This window comes from Roseibium sp., from assembly GCF_048260565.1.
Taxonomy (GTDB): Bacteria; Pseudomonadota; Alphaproteobacteria; order Rhizobiales; family Stappiaceae; genus Roseibium.
Genome location: NZ_JBLXGP010000013.1, coordinates 133,591 through 151,869, shown reverse-complemented (window position 1 = coordinate 151,869; position 18,279 = coordinate 133,591). Strand labels below are relative to the sequence as shown.

The window sequence follows — 18,279 nt, the reverse complement described above, 5'->3', positions numbered from 1 at the left end:
GCGGCAACCCCGTGCCGAACCTGTTTCAGGTGAGGAGAGAATGCGCTCACGGCCGCGGACATGATTGACTTCGATCAAAAGGAAAGGCGGTCCGGATACAAACAAGTGTTGCTCCATGTGCCATCAAGATGCGAGAAACGTTAGGTCAAAAGGCCGTTTGCGAAACCGAAACCGGATTGCTAAAACCGGCAAACGCAATCTTGATATTTATCAAGCCCTGGAGGGGAGGGAAAAGCGGATGCGACCCAGTGATTTGCCGGAGGTCAGGGACCTTCGACTGTTCAGCACGATGTCCGACGCCAATTTCGCCTCCATGATGCAGGCTGCCTACCTCCAGACCTTTCCGAACCAGCTCGACCTGATCACCGAGGGCGATCCGGCAGATTTTCTTTATGTGGTGATCGAAGGCTGTGTCGAGCTATATGCGAACTCCAACGGCCGCTCGGCCACGATGGGCATGGTCCGTCCTGTCGGTACCTTCATCCTGGCAGCGGTGCTGAAGGACGCGGTCTACCTCATGTCGGCACGCACGTGCGACAAGTCCAAGATCCTGCTTATTCCAGCGGAAAACGTCAGGACAGCGTTCGAAAACGACGCCGCTTTCGCCCGCGCCATCATCGTGGAACTCGCCAGTTGCTATCGCGGCGTCGTCAAGGAACACAAGAGCCTGAAACTCAGATCCGCCGTGGAGCGGCTCGCCAACCGGCTTTTGAGATACCACGAAGACCAGGGGGCGACGGGAAGTCTCGAGCTGCCCCATGACAAGCGCCGGCTTGCGTCCATGCTGGCGATGACCCCGGAGAATCTGTCGCGCGCCTTCAACACCCTGAAACCCTATGGCGTCGAAGTCGACGGCGGCACCATTCACCTTAAGGATGTGCCGTCGCTGACGAATCTGGCGAAACCGAATCCGCTGATCGACGACCGAGCCACCTGACAGGGCTATTATAGTCGAGCATGGCGCTCAATCCCTAAGCCGGCCTTCATCCGCAGGTGCATGTTTTATCGGGTGAAGCGTCGCGATTCCCGCCAGGCTCGAGGGGGCCCCTCCATTCAGCAGCGCGCAGGTTTATCGGCTGACGCGAATGGGGCTGTCCATGACGGGAGCGGATGTTTCTTCGACAATTGCCGCTAAACTTGAATGGAATACGCTTCCTGCACCGATCAGCACCGGTTCACCGGTATCCAGTGTCGACACGCCCGCCGCAAGATCTTCAAGCCGCCCCGCCCAGCGCCGTTCACTCTGACGGGAGATTCCCGAAACAGCCACAACGGGCAAGTCGGCTGAGGCGCCCTCCCTCATCAGCCGCGCACTGATCCGTCCAGCCATACGCGCGCCCATGTAAAAGATTGTCGTCGTTGCCGGATCGGTCAGGCCCGACCAGTTCACTGTCTGCGGCAAGTCTCCCTTGCGCGAATGTCCGGTGACGAACCGCACGGACTGGGCGTGATCGCGATGTGTCAGCGAAATGCCGAGTTCGGCTGCCATGGCCGAGGCGGCGGTGATGCCCGGCACCACGGACACCGGAATGCCTTCTGTCTTCAGCCGTTCGATTTCCTCGCCCGCCCGACCGAAGATCATCGGATCTCCGGATTTCAGACGAACGACATTCTTTCCCTGTTTGGCAAGCGACACCATCATGTCGTTGATGTCTTCCTGGCGACAGCTTTCGCGGCCGCCACGCTTGCCGACCAGCATGCGCCTGGCCTCACGGCGGGCAAGTTCCAGGACCTCGTCGGCAACAAGGTCGTCGAACAGGATGACATCCGCGCCCTGTAATGCCCGCACGGCCTTCAATGTCAGGAACTCCGCACATCCCGGTCCCGCGCCGACAAGGGTCACCCGGCCCTGATTTACCGGCTGGGCAAGACCTGTCTCGCCGATCAGGTCGGCCATCCCGCCGTCGGCTTCCGGAGCTGCCTTTTCGGAAAAAGCCAACTCCGTGAAGGCTTCCCAAAACCGCCGACGCTGCGGCCCGGGAGACAGGCGTTCCATGACACCGGCCCGAACCCGGCCCGCCAGTTTCGCCCAGCCGGCGAGACCGGAAGGCAGAAGCGTCTCGATGCGGCGGCGGATCGCCTGGCCCAGGATGGGCGCAACGCCGTTGGTCGAAATGCCGATCACAACGGGCGAACGGTTGACGATGGAGCCGAACTGGAAGTCGCAATAAGGCGGGTTATCGATGACATTGACCGGAACACCGGTCGCCCTACCGGCATCGTAAAAGGCCCTGGCCTCTTCTTCCGTTTCCGCATCGGCGATGGCTAGAGTCATTTCGACGAAACTGATCGCGTTCCACTTTTCGGCATGGTGAACGAAGGAACCACTGACGCTTCCCGCGAGCAGTAGCTTTTCCATCGCCGGGTCCAAAGTATCGGCGTAGACATGCACTTCCGCGCCTGCCGCGCCCAAGAGTTCCGCCTTCCAGGCTGCCGCTTCGGTACCGCCGGCGACAAGCGCCTTTCGCGCCTGGAGCTGAAAGAAGACCGGCAGGCAGGCGAGTTCACCCATTCGGGCCGGCTGGCGGGAGGGTTTTACCTCAACCGGCTTTCGCGATGTCGTCATCGTGCGCTCCTTTCGCGGCAAGGTCATTCAGGAGAGAATTGATTTCCGAGCGGCAGGAGCCGCAGTTGGTCCCGGCCTGCAGGGTTTCGCCGATCGCGGCAACTCCGGTTGCGCCGTTTTTCGCGGCTTCGATGATCTGGTTGACCCCGACCTGGAAACAGGAGCAGACGATGGCCCCGCAGTCGGGCCGGTCCGCGGATGGCCGTCCCGCCAGGATGCGATACCGGTCGGCGGCGTTGGCCGGCTTGCTGCCCAGATGGTTACAGGCCCATTGGCGGGAAACTTCGACCGGGGATAACGCGAAGAAGAAGGCCGCGATCAGTTGATCGTTTTGCCAGATGGCATAACGGGCGGACCCACCACGCTCGTCGACGTAACTCAAAAGGTCTGTTTCGTTATCCCTCGCGCCCGGACAAAGCGAGCGACACAGGTCTTCGAAATCACCGCGCTGAAGGCCCGCCAGCTCCAGCCGCCAACCACCGTCAGCCTGTGCGAGCGCCCAATAATCCGTGCCGATAGTACCCGGCTTGTCCTTGAAAATGGCAAAGCCATACCAGGCACACTCGACCTTGCTGACTGCGGCCGGGGTGAACTTCGATCCCGGCTGCCCGGAGAACCGGTCGGTTTCCGGCGCCACGACCGCATCCACCCGCGCATTGGAAGCGAATTGATCGGTCCAGTGCATGGGTACGAAGACCGAGCCCATGTTCGCCTTTTCGCTGATCAGGGCCCGTACCACGATCTTGCCGTGCGGACTTGCGACTTCAACCAGTTCCGCATCCCGAACACCGATCGCCTGAGCGTCTTCCGGATGCAGTTCGGCATAGGGTTCCGCGATATGGGCGAACAGGCGCGGCGTTTTGCCGGTTCGGGTCATTGTGTGCCACTGGTCCCGGATCCGCCCGGTGTTCAGCACGAAGGGAAACTTGCGCGCCAGCTTGCGCGGTTCGGTGAACTCGACCGCGACGAAATTCGCCTTGCGGTCTTCGGTGTAGAACCCGCCACCGGCGAAGAAGCGTTTGTCACGGGCGGTTTCGCCGGCTGGACGCGGCCATTGAACCGGCTCAAGCCTGTCATAGGCTTCCGCGTCGATCCCTGCGAAAGCGCCGATGTCGAAATCGCGCGAGCCATAGTTTTCATAGGCCGACAAGGCTGCATATTCGGAAAAGATCCCGTGCGGGCCCGAATAGTCGAAGGCCTCCGCAAAGCCCATGCGCCTGGCGACCTCGGCGATAATCCACCAGTCCGGTTTTGCCGCTGCGGGATGCGGCAGGAAACCCGTTTGCCGGGAGATGCGGCGTTCGGAATTGGTGACCGTGCCGTCCTTCTCACCCCAGGCGGCGGCCGGCAAAAGCACATCGGCATAGGCTGCCGTATCGGTTTCTTTCGTAACGTCCGAGACAACCACAAAGGGGCAGGACTTCAAGGCCAGAGCCACTTCATCCGCATCGGGAAGGCTGTCGACCGGATTGGTGGCCATGATCCAGATCGCCTTGATCCGTCCATCGCGCACGGCCTTGAACATGTCGACGGCTTTCAGCCCGGCGCGCTCGGCCATGGCCGGGCTGTTCCAGAACCTCTGCACCAGATTTCGATGATCCGGATTTTCGATATTCATGTGGCAGGCCAGCATGTTGGCAAGGCCGCCGACCTCGCGGCCTCCCATGGCGTTTGGCTGACCGGTCACGGAAAACGGCCCCATTCCCGGTCGCCCGATGCGCCCGGTCACCAGATGGGTGTTAATGATCGCATTGACCTTGTCCGTACCGGACACCGACTGGTTGACGCCCTGGCTGTAGACGGTGACCGTCTTTTCCGTCCGCGCCACCATTGCAAAGAAGGTTGCGATGTCCTGACGGGACAGGCCCGTGATCCGGGCAATCTTCGAAATGTCGCAGGGCCCGGCGCTTTTCAGGGCATCTTGATACCCCTTGGTGTGACGCTCGATGTAGGTGCTGTCGATGGCATTGGTTTCCCGCAAGAAGGCGAGCAGGCCATTGAAAAGTGCGACATCCGTATCCGGCGCCAAGGCCAGATGGAGATCTGCCAGTTCGCAGGTGGCGGTACGGCGCGGATCGATCGCGACGATCCGCATGGCCGGATTCCGAGCCTTGGCTGCCTCGATACGCTGAAACAACACCGGATGGCACCAGGAGAGGTTGGACCCGACCAGAACGACCAGATCAGCCTGGTCCAGATCCTCGTAGGTGCCCGGAACCGTGTCGGAACCGAAGGCGCGCCGATGCCCCGCGACGGAAGAGGCCATGCAGAGACGCGAATTGGTGTCGATGTTGGCCGAGCCGATGTAGCCTTTCATCAGCTTGTTGGCGACGTAATAATCTTCCGTCAGGATCTGGCCGGAAACGTAGAAGGCGACACTGTCCGGACCGTGTTCGGCAATCGTGGCGGAGAAGGTTTCCGCCACCAGATCAAGCGCTTCATTCCAGGCGGCCCGCTCGCCATCGATTTCGGGATATAGAAGACGGTCATCAAGCGACAGGGTTTCGTGAAGTGCAGAGCCCTTGGAGCACAGCCGGCCGTAATTTGCCGGGTGATTTCGATCACCCTTGATCGTCACCGTGCCATCGGCCTTTTTCGTCGCAATGACACCGCAGCCAACGCCGCAATAGGGGCATGTCGTTTTGATCTGGTTTTCAGACTTGGTCATCCGATTGCCTCATGACTTGCCCAGAAGTTGAAAAAGGAGCGCGATGCACAGGATCGCCATGACCCCGGAGATGATTTGCCAGAAGCGCACCGGGTCCCTTTCTGCAAAGGGAACCATTCTGTCCGGACGGAGACCTGCGTTCGGCCGGCGAATGTCCTCAAGAAATGCGCTCAACGCCTCGTAGCGTTTGCCGGGATCGACGTGCACGGCGCGCGCCAGTGCACCATCCACCCAATCCGGCACCCTCGCCGTCTGGGAGGCCGCGGACCGGTAGACCAGAGCATTCTGCGCCTTCTGGCTGGTGGCCCTGGAGACCTTGTCTCCGTAGGGAAGTCTGCCGGTCAGCATTTCATAGGCGACGACGCCGAGCGCGAACTGGTCGGACCGTTCCGTGCCCCGATACCCGAGGAAATACTCCGGGGCGCTGTATTGATGGGTTCCAAGAATTTCCCTGTCGTCCAGACCGGGCGCAGCTTCCAGAACGCCTGCAATCAGAACGGACCCGAAGTCGATGATCTTCACCACTCCGTCCGAACTGATCATGATGTTTTCCGGTCGCAGGTCCTGATGCAACATGCCCTGGCGGTGAAAGGCACGCAGGCCCGCCGCGATCTGTTCGATGATGCCGCGAACGGTTTCCAGGTCCGGTTGAGGATTGTCCGTCATCCACTGGCGCAGGGTCAGGCCCTCGACATACTCCGTGACGACAAACAGATGTTCCCGGTCACGGGTAACGGGCACAGCCTTCAGCACATGCGGCGAATTCAGGCGCCGCGCGACCCATTCCTCCATGGCGAAGCGACGCAGGTACCCGGCATCGCCACGCAGGTCTATGGACGGCACCTTGAGGGCGACGTTGACGCCTGTCTCTTCGTCGGCAGCGAGATAAATATGGCTGCGGCTGCTGGCATGCAGCTCGCGGAGAATGCGATAGCCTTCGAAGTCCGAAGATGCCTGCAACAGAGGCGCCGGCGGACGGGTGTCTTCCCCTTCCAGAATGTTGGTTGCATCGACGTCAGGTAATCGGTCGATCCGGGCGATCTGAATGGTCAGATTGTCATCGCTGCCGGCGTCCAATGCAGTTTGGACAACTGCTTTCGCCGCGTCATCCAGATCGTCATTTGCCGCGATCAGGGACGCGATGGTTTTCGGCGCCACAAAGTCATGCACGCCATCGGTGGTGAGAACAAAAGTATCGCCGGTCGACAGGTTCAGGTCCTGGTAGTCGATATCGAGCATACCGCCGAGCCCGATGGCGCGCGCCAGATAGCTTGTCCCTTCAGAGACCTGAATCCGGTGATCCGTGGTCAGCTGTTCCAGCGTGTCGCCGGAAATGCGCCAAATACGTGCGTCGCCCACATGAAAGAGATGAGCCCGGCGGCCTTTGAACACGATGGCGTCAAAGGTGCACACATGGCCCCGGTCCTGCGGCAGATCCGGATCGTTCTGCGCATGAAGCCAGGAATTGGCGGCGGATATGACGCGCGTAGCCGCCGTCCTGACCGACCATGCATCCGAGGTGCAATAATAATCGTCCAGGAAGGATTTGACCGCCGTTTCCGCGGCCAACCGGCTGACGTCACTCGTTGATATTCCATCCGCCAGCGCGAGAGCCGCTCCCTTGAGAACAAGCGGCTGCCCGACCGGAACCATTGCTCCACAGAAGTCCTGGTTCGATGCCTTCCGTCCGGGCGACGAATGTTGGCCGATCGAAACAGACAGTCTTGGACTTAGGACTTGCATCAGCACGGAAGTCATCCCTTTGGGGCCGGTCCCGCCTGTATGGCGGAACCGACTTGATCGAAGGCTTATTCAGCCGGCGCGGATACCTTGGCGGTTTCGTAGCCGACGTTGCGCTTGGGGGAGGTCTTGTAATGGGTTGCGTAGATCATGCCGCCTACGAAGGTCAGACCGCCGACAAGGTTGCCGACCACAACGGGAATTTCATTGTATGCGAAGTAATCGAACCAGGTGAAGTTGCCGCCGAGCATGATCCCGGAGGGGAACAGGAACATGTTCACGATCGAGTGCTCGAAACCAAGGTAGAAGAACACCAGGATCGGCATCCACATGGCCATGATCTTGCCGGAGACGGAGTTGGACATCATCGCGGCCACCACACCGGTGGAGACCATCCAGTTGCACATCACGGCGCGGATAAAGACGGTCAGCAGACCCGCCCAGCCGGCCGCGGCATAACCGAGGGTCCGTGCTTCACCGATCTTGCCGATCTTCTGGCCAATGGCATTCGGCTCCTGACTGAAGCCCATGGTGAAGATGATCGCCATGAAGACGGCCGTGGTCAGGGCCCCGGCGAAGTTGCCGCAGAACACCAGGCCCCAGTTACGGAGCACACCGCCCCAGGTGCAGCCGGGACGCTTGGCGATCACGGCCAGCGGCGCCAGGGTGAAAACCCCGGTCAAAAGGTCGAAACCAAGCAGGTAAAGCATGCAGAAGCCGACCGGAAAGAGGATCGACGCCACGAGAAAGTCGCTGGTATTCACGGCAATCGTGACCGCAAAGGCGGCTGCAAGGGCCAGGATGGCGCCGGCCATGTAGGCACGGATCAGCGTATCCTTCGTGGACATGAAAATCTTCGACTCGCCGGCGTCGATCATCTTTGTGGCGAATTCTTGTGGCGTTACATATGACATCTGTTAGCCCCTTGACTGAATGGTGATGGCCGTTATCGGCTTATGCTGCCCCCTCGGGCGTTTCCTCCTGAACTCGGCCCGGGATCAGGCCCCGAGAGCGAGAAAAACCGTCTCGCCTTCCAGCTTCACCGGGAATGCCCGTGTTTCGCCTTCGTCCGCCCCCTGGGCTGCGCCCGTTTCCAGGTTGATGACCCAGTTGTGCAGCGGACAGGTGACGCAACCGTCGTGGACGATCCCTTGCGACAGCGGTCCGTTCCTGTGCGGACACTTGTCTTCAAGTGCGAAGACCCGATCGTCCGCGGTGCGAAATATCGCGATGGTCATGTCGCCGTTCTTCACACACCGCGCGCCCTGGCGCGGAACGTCTTCGATCGAGCCGATGGCGACCCAGCTTCCTGTCATCGCGTTCATTCTGCAGCCTCCGGAAGAAGCGTCGCCATGGGCTTGAACTCGTGCTTGTCCTTGCCGGACACGCGTTCCGACCACGGGTCGACCTGAGCGAATTTCTGGGAGAAGACGAAACGGTCGTAGTAGGCCTTGCGCCTGTCCGGATCATCCATGATCTGGCGGCGGACCTCGTCGTAACCGATCCTCTTGGCCCACTTGTAGATCCGCTCCAGGTAATGGCCCTGTTCGCGGTACATCTGGATCAAAGCGGTGATGTATTCGACGGCCTCGTCCTCGGTCTTCACCTGGCCAAGCACTTCCGTGCCCTTGATATCGAGGCCGGCGGCTCCGGCGAAATGGATCTCGAAACCGCTGTCGACGCAGATGACGCCAACATCCTTGCAGGTGGCTTCCGCGCAGTTGCGCGGACAGCCGGAGACGGCGAGCTTGACCTTGGCCGGCGTCCAGGATCCCCAGAGGAACTTCTCCAGCCGGACACCAAGACCAGTGGAATCCTGAGTTCCGAACCGGCACCAGTCGGATCCCACACAGGTTTTCACCGTGCGCAGCCCCTTGGCATAGGCATGACCCGACACGAAACCGGCCTTGCCGAGATCGGCCCAGACTGCGGGCAGATCTTCTTTCTTGATGCCCAACATGTCGATGCGCTGGCCGCCGGTGCACTTCACCGCCGGGATGTTGTACTTGTCGACCACGTCGGCGATGGCGCGCAGTTCCGTGGACGAGGTCATGCCGCCCCACATGCGCGGAACGACCGAATAGGTGCCGTCTTTCTGGATGTTCGCGTGGACGCGTTCGTTGATGAACCGGGACTGGTAGTCGTCGGCATATTCATCCGGCCAGTCGCTGACGAGATAGTAGTTCAACGCCGGCCGGCACTTGGCGCAACCGCCGGAGGATTTCCATTCGAGCGCCTGCATGACATCCGGAATGGTCTTCAGTTCCTTGGCCTTGATCAGCCGGCGAACCTCGTTGTGCCCGAGGGGCGTACAGCCGCACATGGGGCTGACCGCGGCCGGATTATAGGAATCGCCAAGCGTTGCCAGCATCAGGTTCTCGACAAGCCCGGTACAGGTGCCGCAGGAAGCGGATGCCTTTGTATGTGCACGCACGTCGTCGAGCGTTGTCAGGCCCTTTTCCCTGATCGCGCCGACGATCTTGCCCTTGCATACGCCGTTGCAGCCGCAGATTTCCGCATCATCCGGCAAGGCTGCAACGGCCGCCGTAGGGTCCAGGGGTTCGCCCCCCTGATATGCCTGGCCGAAGATGAGGGTATCGCGCATGTCGGAGACGTCCGTCTCCTTCTTCTTCAGATCGTTGAACCACGCACCGTCGGCGGTTTCTCCGTAGAGCACCGTGCCGATGATCTTGTTATCCTGCAGAACCAGGCGCTTGTAGACGCCGGCGGCCGCATCGCGGAGCACGATTTCTTCCCGGTCCTCGCCTTCGGCGAAATCTCCTAGAGAGAACAGGTCGATACCCGTGACCTTGAGTTTGGTCGGCGTGTCGGCGTGGACAAAAGAGGCCGTCCCCTCGCCGGCCAGATGGTTCGCGGCAACCCGCGCCATCTCATAAAGGGGTGCGACCAGGCCGTAGACCTGACCGCCAACCTCGGCGCATTCGCCAAGCGCATAGATATCGGGATCGCTGGTCTGCATGCCGTCCCCGACGACAATCCCCCGGTTGACCTCCAGACCGGCTTCCGTGGCAAGCCAGGCATTCGGGCGGATCCCGGCCGCCATCACCACAAGCGTGGCCGGAATGACCGTGCCGTCCTCAAGCTCAACGCCCTCGACTTTCGTATCACCGAGGATCGCTTTGGTATTGGCCTTGGTGATCACCTTGATGCCGCGGGCTTCCAGCGCCTTCTCCAGCAGGTGCCCCGCGGACGGATCAAGCTGCCGTTCCATCAGGGTCGGCATCAGATGCAGAACGGTAACCTCCATCCCGCGGGCCTGCAGGCCGGCTGCGGCTTCAAGCCCGAGCAGTCCACCGCCGATGACCACCGCCCTTTCCCGGCTCTGGGCGGCCAGCAGCATGGCGTTGACGTCGTCCAGGTCGCGATAACTCAGGACGCCCTGCAGGTCCTTGCCCGGCACCGGAATGATGAACGGTACGGACCCGGTCGCAATCACCAGCTTGTCGTAGGAGGCGACTTCGCCATGATCGGAGGTGACGGTCTTGGCTTCCCGGTCGATCCCGACGATCTTGTGCCCCTTGTAGAGCATGATGCCGTGCTCGATGTACCAGCCATCGCCGTGAATGACGATTTCCTCGTAGGATTTCTCACCGGACAGCACCGGCGACAGCATGATCCGGTCGTAATTGACCCGCGGTTCGGCATTGAAAATGGTGATGTCGTAGGCGTCGGGTGCGGCTTCCAGCAGATGTTCGAGCATCCGCCCGGGAGCCATTCCGTTGCCGATGATGACCAGCTTTTGTTTTGTCATTTCGTTCTCCCTGAGAGGGTGTCGCTTTCAGGCGGCGGCAGAGCCGGCCTTCTGGCGGGCCAGCCGCGTGGCGCGCTTTTCCTGAATGGACTTGAGTTGTGTTTCGCTCGGGTTTGCCCCGCCCTCATAAGCTTCGAGGAAGTCGAGCAGTTCCTCGCGATAAGCGTAGTAGTCGGCGTGGGCGAGCAGCGCCTTGCGCGAGCGCGGACGCGGCAGGTCCACGTCCATGATGTTGCCGATCTTCGCGTTCGGACCGTTGGACATCATGACCACCCGGTCGGCGAGCAGGATCGCCTCGTCCACGTCGTGGGTGACGCAGACGGCCGTCACCTGGGTGCGGGTCCAGACGTCCATCAGCACGTCCTGCAGTTCCCAGCGGGTCAGGCTGTCGAGCATGCCGAAGGGCTCGTCGAGCAGGAGCAGTTTCGGCGACAGGGCAAAGGCGCGGGCAATGCCGACACGTTGCTTCATGCCGTTGGACATGTCCGCCGCCGGCTTGTGCAAGGAATCCCCGAGGCCGACCTTCGACAGGTAATACTCGATGACATCGTTCTTTTCGGACTTCGACGCATCCGGATAGACCTTGTCGACACCAAGCTCGACATTCTCGTAAGCCGTCAGCCAGGGCATCAGGGACGGCGCCTGGAAGACCACCGCGCGGTCCGGACCGGCCTGGGTGACATGCGTGCCATCCAGCACGATCGCGCCTTCCGTGATCGGATTGAGCCCGGCCACCATGGAAAGAACCGTCGACTTGCCGCAGCCGGAATGGCCGATCAGGGTGACGAACTCGCCCTTCTTCATTTTCAGATCGAAACCGTCGACGACCGTGAGCGGCCCCTTCGGTGTCGGATAGACCTTCTTCAACTGGCTGAAATCCAGATAACGGTCCTCGATCGGCGACTGGGCGACACGCTCGTAGGCTTCAGGAAGTCTGTCATCCTTTTTCGAAGGTTTTTGCGTGATCGGCACGATGTTCGGCAGCACGATATCCCGTTCGAGATCCGCACCGCGCTCGGCACCGACTTCCATCAGATACTCGGTCACTTCGGCCCGCAGCCTGATGAAATCGTCGTCGTGATTAAGCTCGGACCGATCGCGCGGCCGGGCAAACGGCACCTTGAATTCCGGACCCAGGGTCGCCTTGGTGCCCGGCTTCAACGGGATGATCCGGTCGGCGAGCAGGATCGCTTCGTCCACGTCATTGGTGATCAGGAAAATGGTTTTCTTTTCCTGCTCGCAAATGGCGGCGAACTCATCCTGCAGCTTGGCCCGCGTCAGCGCGTCCAGCGCCGACAGCGGCTCGTCGAGCAGGAGAAGGTCCGGTTGCATGGCCAGTGCCCGGGCCACCGCAACCCGCTGGCGCATGCCGCCTGAGAGTTCCGCCGGCTTGCGGTCCCGTGCATGGGCCAGACCGACCATCTCGATATACCTGTCGGCGATGGCCTTGCGCTCGGACGCCGGCTTCTTCTTGAAAACCGCATCGACGGCGAGACCGACGTTGCCGGCAACCGTCAGCCACGGCATCAGCGAATAGGACTGGAATACGACGCCGCGCTCAGGGCTCGGGCCGTCGATTTCCTTTCCCTTGAAGACGATACCGCCCGTATCCGGTTCGATCAGGCCGGCCAGCAGGGAAATCAACGTCGTTTTACCGGTGCCGGAAAAGCCGACGATGGCGATGAATTCGCCGTCTTCCACTTTCAGGTTGATATCGTCCAGGACGTCGGTGCGGCTCGCACCTTCACCGTAAGATTTGGAGATATTGGAGATTTCGAGATACGCCATCTGCCTCTCCCTACCGGTTTGCCGAGAAAGTGAAGGCGCGCTGCAGGGCATACATCAGCCTGTCGAGCGCAAAGCCGATGATGCCGATGGTGAAGACGGCGACCATGATCTTGGCGAGCGACTGGGAGGACCCGTTCTGGAATTCATCCCAGACGAATTTTCCAAGGCCCGGATTCTGGGCGAGCATCTCGGCGGCGATCAGCACCATCCAGCCCACACCGAGCGACAGACGCAGGCCGGTGAAGATCAGCGGCAACGACGACGGCAGCACCAGTTTGGTGACGGTCTTCATTGTCGGCAGTTGCAGCACCCGGCCGACATTCATCAGGTCCTTGTCGACAGAGGCCACACCGAGCGCGGTATTGATCAGGGTCGGCCACATGGAACACAGCGTCACCGTGACGGCTGAGATCAGCAGGGACTTGGACAGCCAATCAACCGGATCGACATAGAGCGCGGATACGATCATGGTCACGATCGGCAACCAGGCGAGCGGCGAAACCGGTTTGAATATCTGGATCAGCGGATTGATCGCGCCGTTGAAGCTGCGCGACAGGCCGGAGGCGATCCCGAGCGGAACCGCGATGATGGTCGCGATCAGGAAACCGAGGCCGACGGTTTTCAGCGAGGTGCCGATCTGATCGATATAAGTCGGCTTGCCGGTATAGCTGCGCCACTTGACCCGATCGGTCTTGCCCGCCGCTTCCAGCTTGGCGTTGCGATCTTCCTGGCGCTCGTAGAAAGCGGCGGCTTTCTCGCGCTCACGGACGTGGTCCTTCCACAGATTGACCGTTTGCGTCCAGACCTGCGCAGGCCCCGGAACGGCGCCGAGAGAGGTCTGGATCTGCGGAGCCAGGACGCCCCAGAGAACCAGGAAGGCGGCGATGCCGATCAGCGGGATCAGCAGCACGCGCTTCAACTCATGCATCTGTTCGCGGACGCTGTCGCCGGCGGCTATTTTCAGGAGCGGGACAAGCCAGGAAAACCCGAGTGCGTCCAGCCAGCCCGAAGCCTTGTTGATCCGCGTGAATAGCCGTTCGCGGCGCTCGGCGCGGGTAATCTCCTGCGTGGCGGCTGTATCGGCATTGGCCATGGAGATGGTCCTTTGTCTTGAAACCAAAAGTCGGATCGGGGGGGCGGCAGACTGTGAGGATTGCCCGCCGCCCCTGCTGCCGGCGGCCTTAGCCGCCGACCACCTGGTTGCCGTCGACCATCTGGTTGCCTTTCAGGCCGATCGGCAGGCTGTCGATGTAGGCGTTGGGTGTGCGACCGTCGTAGGGAATGCCGTCAATGATGTCGGACGCCGGTGTCGGATCGCGGTAACCGTCGGTTTCCCAGGGAAAGTCCGCCTCGTCCACGAGGCCTTCCTCGACCAGCATCTTCGCGGCCTGCAGGTAGATCTCCGGGCGATAGACGGACCTGGCGACTTCGTCGTACCAGCTGTCCGGCTTGTACTCGCCGATCTGGCCCCAACGGCGCATCTGGGTCAGATACCAGACGGCATCCGAGTAGTAGGGGTAGGTCGCGAAGTAGCGATAGAAGACGTTGAAGTCGGGAACGTCACGCTTGTCGCCCTTCTCGTATTCGAAGGTCCCGGTCATGGAGTTGGCAATGACTTCCTTGTCCGCGCCGACATATTGGGAGCGCGACAGGATCTCGACCGCTTCCATACGGTTGGCGTTGTCGTTCTCATCCAGCCATTTGGCCGCCCGGATCAGCGCCTTGGTGATCGCCAGCGTGGTGTTCGGATATTCCTCGGTGAACTCCTTGGTGAGACCGAAGACCTTTTCCGGGTTGTTCTTCCAGATCTCGTAGTCGGTAATCACCGGGACGCCGATCCCCTTGAACACGGCCTGCTGGTTCCACGGCTCGCCAACGCAGTAGCCGTAGATCGTGCCGGCCTCGAGCGTTGCCGGCATCTGCGGCGGCGGCGTGACGGACAGCAGTGCATCCGCCTTGATCTGCCCGGAAATGTCGGTCTTGGAATAGAAGCCGGGATTGATATCGCCGGATGCCAGCCAGTAGCGCAGCTCATAGTTATGGGTGGAGACCGGGAACACCATGCCCATGTTGAAGGACTTGCCTTCGGACTTGAACTTGTCGACCACGGGCTTCAGGGCGGTTGCCTTGATCGGATGGACCGGCTTGCCGTCCGCGCCCATTTCCAGGTGCGGCTTCATCATCTCGAAAACCTCGTTGGAAACGGTGATGCCGTTGCCGTTGAGGTCCATGGAGAACGGGGTGACGATATGCGCCTTTGTGCCGAAACCGATGGTGGCCGCCAGCGGTTGCCCGGCCAGCATATGCGCACCGTCGAGCTCGCCGGTGATCACCCGGTCGAGCAGGACTTTCCAGTTCGCCTGCGGTTCCAGGGTCACATAAAGACCCTCGTCCTCGAAGTAGCCCTTCTCATAGGCAATGGCGAGCGGGGCCATATCGGTCAACTTGATGAAGCCGAATTTCAGTTCGTCCTTTTCCACGTCGAGCATGTCGGCTTGAGCCGCACCCGACACCCCGGTCAGGCCTGCTGCGACCAGCACACCCAGTGCGGCGCGTCGGGTCATCGTCAATGTCTGCTGTTTCCTGGTCACTTGCTGATCCCTCTATCTGGCAAGCACCCTTCTCAGGGCCATGTCGAAAAACAAAAAAAGCCGCCGACGGACCTACATGCGGGAGGTGCATGTTTCGGTCGCATCGGCGGCTTTGCCTGAACGTCCTGCGTCGGACGTAACTCTCTGGAAGGCCATCTTTGGCTCGCTACCAACCCTGCAGGGAGCGTGCCAGTTTCGTTGTTTCGCTTTTTATTATTTTATTTCAGCATCTTATCAAAATTCTGAATCTTCATCGTTTCCGGACGCTGCTCTAATTTTCAGCGCAGCATGCAATCAATCTGATGAAAAATTGCGCAATGCACAATAAACCTAGACTTCGGTTCGGCGTGAATGGGTCGGGAAGGATTCGATATATCTACCGAGATCGACGGGATTGAATTCGACCCCGTCAAAAAACTGTTTTGGCGCCTGTGACGCACGAGAGCCGAAACCTTCGCCCCCCAGCGCCTTTCTGTAGAGCCCGTCATCGAATGTGCCGACAACCTTCTCAGCGTCCCGTTTCGAATAGACAGCCTGTCCCCACCGAACCATCTGGGAATAGAACCACAGGCCATCGGCACTTACCGGACACAAAGCATCCGGGGCGGCGAAAGACATGAACCGCGGCACATCCAGCGAGACGTCCGCCTCCAACTGCAGCTTGCCCGTCAAAGCGGGAATACAGGTTTCGGGAGAGCAATCCAGATACTCCGGATCGGCCAGCAGACGTGCCAACTCCTCCGCGTTATCCCAATTCGCGCACCAGCCGGCAGCCTTCACCAGGGCGCGGATCAATGCCTGCAGCGTCTCCCCATTGCTATCCGCCCAGCTTTGGCTCGTGCCGAGGACCTTTTCGGGACTGGACGGCCAGATCGCATCCTTGAAGGTGACGATGCGTCCTTGACCTTTTTGAACCGAAATCGTGTTCCAGGGCTCGCCGACGCAATATCCGTCTATCCGCCCGGCCGCCAATGCGTCCGGCATCAAGGGCGGCGGCAAGACGGTGATTTCCACATCCTGATCGGGATCGATCCCGGCGGCGGCGAGCCAATAGCGCAATTCATAGGCATGACCGGAAAAGGGGTGCACCACGGCGAACCGGAGCGGTTCTTTTCCCCTGGACCGACGGATGGAAATGACCTTTGCCAGCGCCTTACCGGTGGACGCGGGATCTCCCGCGCCATCCGAACCTTCCCCCTTCATCTCGACCCATAGCGACAGGGAAACCGTAATGGCATTGCCGCCGAGTCCAAGGGTCATCGGCGCCAGCATCGGAACCGCCAGGGAAGTCAGATTGAGCGTTGCCGCGATCGGCATGGGCGCCAGCATGTGAGCAACATCGAAGTGACCGATGGAGATCCGGTCCCTGATGTTTGCCCAGGAGGTTTCCCGTACCAGCTTGAGCTCAATGCCCTCCTCTTCGGCAAACCCGAACCGGGCGGCGGCCACCAGCAAGGCGCTGTCCAGCAGGGGAATGAAGCCGGCAATCACTGTTTTTGCGGATGTAGAGGTCATTTGCCCCTATCCCGTCTCGCCTGGCGCAACCAACCCATCTTTTTTCTTTCGGTCACAACGGCCTACCCTTCGAGCAATCCGCTCGCGATTATCAGACTTTGGGCCACATCGATGATCTTGCGGCTCTGGTTCATGGCGGTCCGGCGCAGGAGGTCATAGGCCTCCGGTTCCGATATGCCTCTGGATTTCATGAGAATGCCCTTCGCCCGGTCGATCGTCTTGCGGTCGGCCAATTCGTTTTTGGCTTCCTCCAGTTCATCCGTCAGCCGGGAAAAGGCGCGAAAACGACTGATCGCCATATCGAGAATGGGTTTCACGCGCTCTTTCTTCAGACCGTCGACCACATAGGCCGACACACCCGCGTCGACCGCTGCCTCGATGGAGCCGCTCTCGGATTTGTCGACGAACATGGCAATGGGCCGCCGAACGGCGCGGGAAATCTGGAAAATATGCTCAAGCTGATCCCGGTTCGGATTTTCCAGGTCGATAACGATCACATCCGGATCGATATCGGTGATCTGGCGCACCAGGCCATCCATCTGATCGATCAGAATGACCTTATCGTGCCCGGCATCGCGCAACCCCTGCTCGATGATAGAGGCACGGATCCTGTTGTCGTCGATCACGAGAATGGAAAGCGAAGGGCTCATGGCGTAATTATGCGCATGTTCATATTTTGTGCAAATCAATATTGCACTGCGGTAACCTCTCTACCGGCAAAAAACAACAAACGATTAGCATCCCTTTCGAATCCGGCCGTGAACCGCTTCGATCCGCATGGGTAATCCGCCACTGCGGCACGTACGGATTGCAGGTACAAAACACCTCCGCGATGGAGCGCTCGTTTCGCGCCGGTCGGATCAATCGCCGTGCTCGACCCCGAACGACAACAGGAAACGGTCCACAGCTCTCGATATGGCCTCGGACGGGTCGTCCGGGCACGGCATGCGGTAGATGTGCTGGCGGATGCCGATATAGACGATGCCGCCGTGCAGGTTCCAGATGTCTTCCATCACCGGAACTTCGTCCGACTGCGCCGCGAACTCGATTTCGCCAAGCAACGGCCGCAGGATCACGTCGCCCAGATGCTTGAGATAGCGGCGGTTGAGCTGCGCGCCGTAGAGACCGGAAAACATGAAGATCCGCATCCACTCATACTGGAAGATGAGCGTGCTGTACTCGGTATAGAAGTCGAGCAGCCGCTGCCTGAGCGAGACCGAGCGGTCGGTCAGGCGAGCGGGCCAGTCGGGCGACAGGCGGTTGAGATAGACCTGCTCGTAAACCGCCTCGATCAGGTCGTCCTTGGTCGCAAAATAGTTGAACAGAAGCGACTGTGTCACCCCGAGCCGCTTGGCGAGGTCGCGCGTATTCCCCTCAAGTCCGACCTCCGCGAAGAAGGCGACGGCACCGTCGACGATCTGCTGGCGGCGCTCGCCGGGAGGCAACCTCCGGCGGCTCGACCGCTCGTCACATTCATCGACTTTTGCCATTCCGTTCGCATCCCTCTTTCGGCGCCCCGTCATACGTCACGCAATATTCTACTTGCAATCTCTCGCTTTTTATAGATCATTTGCTCAATAATAGTGAGCATCTGCTCAATAAGCGACGCGAGGAGGCGTCGCAACAAGGGAGGGAGACG

Annotated in this window: 13 protein-coding genes; 1 reads left to right on the top strand and 12 read right to left on the bottom strand. The window is 60.3% G+C overall.

Annotation, left to right across the window (positions count from 1 at the left end; genetic code table 11):
* The first annotated feature begins 238 nt into the window (after window positions 1-238).
* Window positions 239-937: a cyclic nucleotide-binding domain-containing protein gene (locus ACN0SO_RS22190; RefSeq protein ID WP_417681191.1), complete on the top strand. Its 699-nt coding sequence runs from the start codon at window positions 239-241 to the stop codon at window positions 935-937.
* A gap of 132 nt (window positions 938-1,069) precedes the next feature.
* Here ACN0SO_RS22190 and cysG read toward each other — a convergent pair whose 3' ends face one another.
* The 12 genes from cysG to ACN0SO_RS22130 form a co-directional block, all read right to left on the bottom strand.
* The gene (gene cysG / locus ACN0SO_RS22185; RefSeq protein ID WP_417681189.1) at window positions 1,070-2,566 is read right to left on the bottom strand and encodes a siroheme synthase CysG; all 1,497 of its coding nucleotides are present in this window, start codon (window positions 2,564-2,566) and stop codon (window positions 1,070-1,072) included.
* Window positions 2,541-5,234, bottom strand: coding sequence for a molybdopterin-dependent oxidoreductase (locus ACN0SO_RS22180; protein WP_417681187.1), 2,694 nt, complete (start codon window positions 5,232-5,234; stop codon window positions 2,541-2,543). Before ACN0SO_RS22180 ends, cysG begins: the two co-directional genes overlap by 26 nt.
* A gap of 9 nt (window positions 5,235-5,243) precedes the next feature.
* Window positions 5,244-6,977 carry a protein kinase domain-containing protein gene (locus ACN0SO_RS22175; RefSeq protein ID WP_417681244.1) on the bottom strand — a complete coding sequence of 578 codons (1,734 nt, stop codon included), beginning with the start codon at window positions 6,975-6,977 and terminating at the stop codon, window positions 5,244-5,246.
* 65 nt (window positions 6,978-7,042) lie between these two features.
* Entirely contained in the window at window positions 7,043-7,888 is an 846-nt protein-coding gene (locus tag ACN0SO_RS22170; RefSeq protein WP_417681185.1) for a formate/nitrite transporter family protein, read from the bottom strand.
* 84 nt (window positions 7,889-7,972) lie between these two features.
* Window positions 7,973-8,290 carry a nitrite reductase small subunit NirD gene (gene nirD / locus ACN0SO_RS22165; protein ID WP_417681243.1) on the bottom strand — a complete coding sequence of 106 codons (318 nt, stop codon included), beginning with the start codon at window positions 8,288-8,290 and terminating at the stop codon, window positions 7,973-7,975.
* Between the two features lie 5 nt (window positions 8,291-8,295).
* Window positions 8,296-10,746 carry a nitrite reductase large subunit NirB gene (nirB, locus tag ACN0SO_RS22160; RefSeq protein ID WP_417681183.1) on the bottom strand — a complete coding sequence of 817 codons (2,451 nt, stop codon included), beginning with the start codon at window positions 10,744-10,746 and terminating at the stop codon, window positions 8,296-8,298.
* Window positions 10,747-10,773: 27 nt separating this feature from the next.
* A complete protein-coding gene (locus ACN0SO_RS22155; RefSeq protein ID WP_417681181.1) occupies window positions 10,774-12,534 on the bottom strand; it encodes an ABC transporter ATP-binding protein in 1,761 nt (586 codons plus the stop codon).
* Between the two features lie 10 nt (window positions 12,535-12,544).
* Window positions 12,545-13,627, bottom strand: a complete 1,083-nt coding sequence (locus ACN0SO_RS22150) for an ABC transporter permease (protein ID WP_417681179.1) — start codon at window positions 13,625-13,627, stop codon at window positions 12,545-12,547.
* A gap of 88 nt (window positions 13,628-13,715) precedes the next feature.
* On the bottom strand, window positions 13,716-15,098 hold the full coding sequence (locus ACN0SO_RS22145; protein ID WP_417681177.1) for a CmpA/NrtA family ABC transporter substrate-binding protein: 1,383 nt from the start codon (window positions 15,096-15,098) through the stop codon (window positions 13,716-13,718).
* A 357-nt stretch (window positions 15,099-15,455) separates the two neighbouring features.
* Window positions 15,456-16,640, bottom strand: coding sequence for a CmpA/NrtA family ABC transporter substrate-binding protein (locus ACN0SO_RS22140; RefSeq protein ID WP_417681175.1), 1,185 nt, complete (start codon window positions 16,638-16,640; stop codon window positions 15,456-15,458).
* A 62-nt stretch (window positions 16,641-16,702) separates the two neighbouring features.
* On the bottom strand, window positions 16,703-17,290 hold the full coding sequence (locus ACN0SO_RS22135) for an ANTAR domain-containing response regulator (protein ID WP_417681173.1): 588 nt from the start codon (window positions 17,288-17,290) through the stop codon (window positions 16,703-16,705).
* Between the two features lie 210 nt (window positions 17,291-17,500).
* The gene (locus ACN0SO_RS22130) at window positions 17,501-18,130 is read right to left on the bottom strand and encodes a TetR/AcrR family transcriptional regulator (protein WP_417681171.1); all 630 of its coding nucleotides are present in this window, start codon (window positions 18,128-18,130) and stop codon (window positions 17,501-17,503) included.
* Window positions 18,131-18,279 lie beyond the last annotated feature (149 nt).

Coding starts and splice junctions, on each gene's coding strand:
- cysG (WP_417681189.1), bottom strand. CDS start 2,566: ATGACGACATCGCGAAAGCCGGTTGAGGTAAAACCCTCCCGCCAGCCG.
- ACN0SO_RS22190 (WP_417681191.1), top strand. CDS start 239: ATGCGACCCAGTGATTTGCCGGAGGTCAGGGACCTTCGACTGTTCAGC.
- ACN0SO_RS22175 (WP_417681244.1), bottom strand. CDS start 6,977: ATGCAAGTCCTAAGTCCAAGACTGTCTGTTTCGATCGGCCAACATTCG.
- ACN0SO_RS22150 (WP_417681179.1), bottom strand. CDS start 13,627: ATGGCCAATGCCGATACAGCCGCCACGCAGGAGATTACCCGCGCCGAG.
- nirB (WP_417681183.1), bottom strand. CDS start 10,746: ATGACAAAACAAAAGCTGGTCATCATCGGCAACGGAATGGCTCCCGGG.
- ACN0SO_RS22145 (WP_417681177.1), bottom strand. CDS start 15,098: ATGACCCGACGCGCCGCACTGGGTGTGCTGGTCGCAGCAGGCCTGACC.
- ACN0SO_RS22170 (WP_417681185.1), bottom strand. CDS start 7,888: ATGTCATATGTAACGCCACAAGAATTCGCCACAAAGATGATCGACGCC.
- nirD (WP_417681243.1), bottom strand. CDS start 8,290: ATGACAGGAAGCTGGGTCGCCATCGGCTCGATCGAAGACGTTCCGCGC.
- ACN0SO_RS22140 (WP_417681175.1), bottom strand. CDS start 16,640: ATGACCTCTACATCCGCAAAAACAGTGATTGCCGGCTTCATTCCCCTG.
- ACN0SO_RS22180 (WP_417681187.1), bottom strand. CDS start 5,234: ATGACCAAGTCTGAAAACCAGATCAAAACGACATGCCCCTATTGCGGC.
- ACN0SO_RS22130 (WP_417681171.1), bottom strand. CDS start 18,130: ATGGCAAAAGTCGATGAATGTGACGAGCGGTCGAGCCGCCGGAGGTTG.
- ACN0SO_RS22155 (WP_417681181.1), bottom strand. CDS start 12,534: ATGGCGTATCTCGAAATCTCCAATATCTCCAAATCTTACGGTGAAGGT.
- ACN0SO_RS22135 (WP_417681173.1), bottom strand. CDS start 17,290: ATGAGCCCTTCGCTTTCCATTCTCGTGATCGACGACAACAGGATCCGT.